This window comes from Acinetobacter sp. YH16044 (assembly GCF_013417145.1).
Classification (GTDB): Bacteria; Pseudomonadota; Gammaproteobacteria; order Pseudomonadales; family Moraxellaceae; genus Acinetobacter; species Acinetobacter amyesii.
The window spans coordinates 1-4162 of record NZ_VPEK01000082.1; the positions used below are offsets into that span (position 1 = coordinate 1).

6 protein-coding genes are annotated in these 4162 nt (G+C 35.8%); 2 read left to right on the forward strand and 4 right to left on the reverse strand.

Annotation, left to right across the window (positions count from 1 at the left end; genetic code table 11):
* Window positions 1–231: 231 nt before the first annotated feature.
* Together FTV38_RS16730 and FTV38_RS16735 are read right to left on the reverse strand one after the other, a co-directional pair.
* Window positions 232–714, reverse strand: a complete 483-nt coding sequence (locus tag FTV38_RS16730) for a hypothetical protein (RefSeq protein ID WP_174660721.1) — start codon at window positions 712–714, stop codon at window positions 232–234.
* 139 nt (window positions 715–853) lie between these two features.
* On the reverse strand, window positions 854–1831 hold the full coding sequence (locus FTV38_RS16735; protein ID WP_179991755.1) for a GlxA family transcriptional regulator: 978 nt from the start codon (window positions 1829–1831) through the stop codon (window positions 854–856).
* 132 nt (window positions 1832–1963) lie between these two features.
* Here FTV38_RS16735 and FTV38_RS16740 point away from each other — a divergent pair, with 132 nt between their 5' ends.
* Entirely contained in the window at window positions 1964–2848 is an 885-nt protein-coding gene (locus FTV38_RS16740) for an MBL fold metallo-hydrolase (protein WP_163146728.1), read from the forward strand.
* Between the two features lie 83 nt (window positions 2849–2931).
* Window positions 2932–3474, forward strand: coding sequence for a cysteine hydrolase family protein (locus FTV38_RS16745; protein WP_044109724.1), 543 nt, complete (start codon window positions 2932–2934; stop codon window positions 3472–3474).
* Between the two features lie 86 nt (window positions 3475–3560).
* On the opposite strand, the gene FTV38_RS16750 is transcribed toward FTV38_RS16745, so the two are convergent.
* Window positions 3561–3842 (reverse strand): addiction module antidote protein, encoded by a 282-nt coding sequence (locus FTV38_RS16750; protein ID WP_000985610.1) that lies wholly within the window; start codon window positions 3840–3842, stop codon window positions 3561–3563.
* On the reverse strand, window positions 3843–4145 hold the full coding sequence (locus FTV38_RS16755) for a type II toxin-antitoxin system RelE/ParE family toxin (RefSeq protein WP_178962753.1): 303 nt from the start codon (window positions 4143–4145) through the stop codon (window positions 3843–3845).
* Between the last annotated feature and the right edge of the window lie 17 nt (window positions 4146–4162).

The window sequence follows — 4162 nt, forward strand, 5'->3', positions numbered from 1 at the left end:
TGAAAAGCAAATCCATTAGGTATATGAATATTAAGATAAATAAAAAGCCCTATAGTCTCTCCCGTTACTATAAGGCTTATAAATCTCTGCAATTTTTTTCTTAACTACCTACTTTTCCGATGTAGGTTATGAATATATTTTACCTATTGGTAAAAACAAAGATATAAGACAAAAGGTGAATATGCTAGGAATTTCGCATAACAACCATTATGTTAAATGCAGGGTATCTAATTAATTTGAGTTTGCAAAATTGCTAAATTTTTTCTTAATCCTTCTCATGTCTTGAAGTGTATAACCATAATTTCCGAAACATCTTTGTAGCATTTCTGGATTAGTCATTGGACTATCTAAAACAGTAAAAAATTCATTAATAATATTTACAGTAGATAAGTTGGCTTCTTTTTTTCTTGTATCAGAATTAATTGTTATTAATTGAGCTTTATTAAAGTGATCAGCCTTAATTAAATCAGGTGAGTTTTTAAGCTGAGAATTTAGTTTTCTAAAATCTTCATTATAGAAGGGAATACAACTCTCTATTATTCGTGGTAAAGCTGTGTCAGTTAAGAATGCATTTAAGTTAGATTCTATATCTCCAGTAGGTTTTACATTATTGATGTTTGAAGGTTTTACTGGAAAACCATGAAACATCCATTGTATACCCCATAAAATTACTATGACTAAAATTACTGAAAAGATGATTTGTAATTTCTTCATTTTTTAAGTTTTCCTAAAATTAACATAATACACGTTATACGAAGTTGAAAAATTGAGACTATAGCCTTAATTTTTATGTGTTTTTAAAATTTAAAGCCTAGACTTCGGTCTAGGTTTTTTTCATTTCTTATAACAGCCATTATGTTAAATGGGGCGGATTATTCTCATTAATGATCCCAAAAGCTTTTCTCCATGCCTGAGGGCTGGTGCCATATTTTTCACGGAAATTCTTTCTAAATGACACGGTATTATTAAAACCTGAAAGCTCGGTTATCTTTTCGATAGACAAGTTTGTCGTTTCTAAGAGTTCACAACTTAATCTGATTCTTTCAGTATTCAGCCAATCGACTAAGGTCATACCTGTCGCTTTCTTAAAATGCCGTGTGAACGTCCTACGTGTCATATGTGTCCGTTCAGCTAAGCTTTCAATATTATGTTGTAAAGCTAAATTCTTTCTTAAAAAATCAAGTAATAGGTTAATTTGTGCATCTTGGCTCGACTCTGCTACTGGCTGTTCAATAAACTGAGCTTGCCCACCTTCACGGTGAGGCGGAATTACCATTACTCTAGAAACTTTATTTGCAATTTGTGCACTATAGATTTCACGTACCAAGTACAAGCAGCAGTCTAACGCTGCGCCTGTTCCTGCAGAGGTTACGATCCTTTGGTCTTCTACATACAGGGCATCATGATCAAGCTGAACCTGTGGAAATCGCTCACTAAAATCTTGTTCAGCCATCCAGTGCGTAGCTGCTTTTTTATGATCAAGTAAACCAGCATATGCCAATGCATAAGTTCCATAGCATAACCCTACAATTCTAATTCCAGTCTGATATGCACAATTTAGGGCATCGATAAGTACTTGTTCAGGCTCATGATTAAAATCATCCCATCCAGGAATAATAATAAGATCCGACTCTTTAATGAGTTCAATCCCACCATCAGGGATAATCATCATAGACTGTTCTGTTTTTACGGGTTGGCCATCTATAGAAAAAATTTTCAGATCAAATAAGCGTTTATCTTCAATCTTGATATTGAAAATGATATGGGGGATAGAGAAGTGAAATGGATTTATATTGGGATATACGAACAATCCAATCACTGGTATAGCCATTCAATCTACCTCTCTAAAATAATAAATATAGCATGTTGTCCCAATAGTTTCGATGATTGTCCTTAAGGACAATTTTATTATTTGATTTTTCCTATCATGATTCGAGTATGACTCAATGATTGGATCTGGAATATGAATAAAATTTTAAGTAGCTCTGTTATTGCACTCTCTCTGGCAATGGCTTCAGTCCATTTATATGCGAAGGATCAGGTGGTTCAGCGAGATACTTCTAAAGTTACGCATATACAAGAAATTCGCAATGCAACGATTAAAGTAACCTATGCTGATACAACCTTTTTAATTGACCCAATGTTTGCTAAAAAAGGGTTCTATGAAGGTTTCCCCGATACTCATCGTAGCTATTTACGGAACCCATTAGTCGATTTGCCTATCAAGCCCGAAACGATTTTAGAAGGTGTAGATGCGGTAATCGTGACCCATACCCATTTAGATCATTGGGATGATGCAGCACAAGCGGCTATTCCGAAAAACATGCCCTTGTTTGTACAGAATAAAGAAGACCAAAAAGTCATTCAGTCACAAGGCTTCAAAGATGTCCGTGTATTAACGCAAGCCACCTTTGAAGGGATTAAGCTCACTAAAACTGGTGGCCAACATGGTACTGATGCCATGTACCGTATTCCTAAGCTTAAAGCTGGATTAGGCGAAGCAATGGGGGTGGTATTTGAAGCTGCTGGTCATGAAACTGTTTATGTAGCAGGAGATACCATCTGGCGTTCTGAAGTTGATCAAGCGATTCAAACATTTAAACCTGATGTGATTGTCTTGAATACAGGTAACGCCTTGGTTGATGGCTTTAAAGAATCCATTATTATGGGCAAAGAAGATACTTATCATGCAACTCAGAAAGCACCAAATGCTAAAGTGGTTGCTGTTCACATGGATGCAATTAACCACATGTCGGTAACACGTGCTGAGCTTGCAGATTACGTAAAGGACAAAGGAATCCAAGATAAGGTTTTAATTCCTATCGATGGTGAAACGCTTTCTTTCTAAAGTGACTTAAAGAAGTGGAAGCATTCCACTTCTTTAAAACATAAGTAGAACAAAACAAATATTAGTTAAGTAAAGGAATAGGTATGTCAAAATCAGCTTTATTAGTTATCGACTTACAAAATGAATATCTACCTACAGGTAAATTACCATTGGTAAATATTGAACAAGCTGCTGCTAATGCAGTGAAAGTAATTGCGAAAGCCCATCAACTGGGTACTCAAGTGATTCATGTGCAACATATTGCTGATGCTGAATCTCCTATATTTGAACCTAGCTCAAATGGTATTGAATTTCAGGACACAGTTAAGCCGCAAGAAGATGAAGCTGTAATCATTAAAAATCACATCAATGCGTTCTTAAATACGAATCTCAAAGAAATTTTAGATAGCAATCAAGTGACTGAGTTAGTCGTGATTGGTGCTATGACGCATATGTGTGTTGATGCTGCTGTTCGTGCTGCTTCTGATTTTGGTTATAAGGTAAAAGTGATACATGATGCTTGTGCAACACTAGACTTGGAATTTAATGGCGTTAAAGTACCTGCTGGTCATGTCCATGCAACATTAATGGCCGCTTTTGAATTTGCATATGCTCAAGTAATATCAACTGAAGATTATGTTAGCTAAAGACTAAGATTTCCTAAAATTAACATAATACACGTTATATGAAGTTGAAAAAGGGAGCTTTAAGCTCCCTTTTTTACTAGTTTTTTTTAAATTGCTAAGCGTAAATTCAGCGCTTTTACCACTTTAATAACAGTATCAAAGCTTGGATTTACATCACCAGAAAGTGCTTTATAAAGACTTTCTCGGCCTAAACCTGTATCTCGTGATAATTGAGCCATTCCTTTAGCTTTAGCAATGTTACCTAAAGCTTTTGCAATGAATGCCGCATCACCATTAGATTCATCTATACAGGCTTGTAGGTAAGCTTGCATATCTTCTTCTGTTTTAAGATGCTCAGCACTGTCCCATTTGCGAAGTTTAATAGCCATTTATAGCTCCTCCTCTAAATCTTGTGCCAATTGCAGGGCAAGTTTTATATCTTTACTTTGCGTAGACTTATCTCCGCCTGCTAAAAGAATAACAACCCTTTGCCCTTGCTTGCAGTAATAAATCCTATAGCCTGGTCCAAAGAAGAAACGTAATTCAGAGACACCTTCACCGACTGGTTCAGTATCTCCAAAGTTTCCATCTTCAACCCGATCAATTCGGACTTGTATGCGTCTTTTTGCCTGCTGGTCTTTTAACTTGGTGAACCATTCATCAAAGACTTCAGTGGTATATATTGAGTACATAAACAAAATGTATCCTA

Bases quoted from the DNA above. Each gene is read 5' to 3' on its own strand.
- FTV38_RS16730 (WP_174660721.1), bottom strand. From the start codon at position 714: ATGAAGAAATTACAAATCATCTTTTCAGTAATTTTAGTCATAGTAATT.
- FTV38_RS16735 (WP_179991755.1), bottom strand. From the start codon at position 1,831: ATGGCTATACCAGTGATTGGATTGTTCGTATATCCCAATATAAATCCA.
- FTV38_RS16740 (WP_163146728.1), top strand. From the start codon at position 1,964: ATGAATAAAATTTTAAGTAGCTCTGTTATTGCACTCTCTCTGGCAATG.
- FTV38_RS16745 (WP_044109724.1), top strand. From the start codon at position 2,932: ATGTCAAAATCAGCTTTATTAGTTATCGACTTACAAAATGAATATCTA.
- FTV38_RS16750 (WP_000985610.1), bottom strand. From the start codon at position 3,842: ATGGCTATTAAACTTCGCAAATGGGACAGTGCTGAGCATCTTAAAACA.
- FTV38_RS16755 (WP_178962753.1), bottom strand. From the start codon at position 4,145: ATGTACTCAATATATACCACTGAAGTCTTTGATGAATGGTTCACCAAG.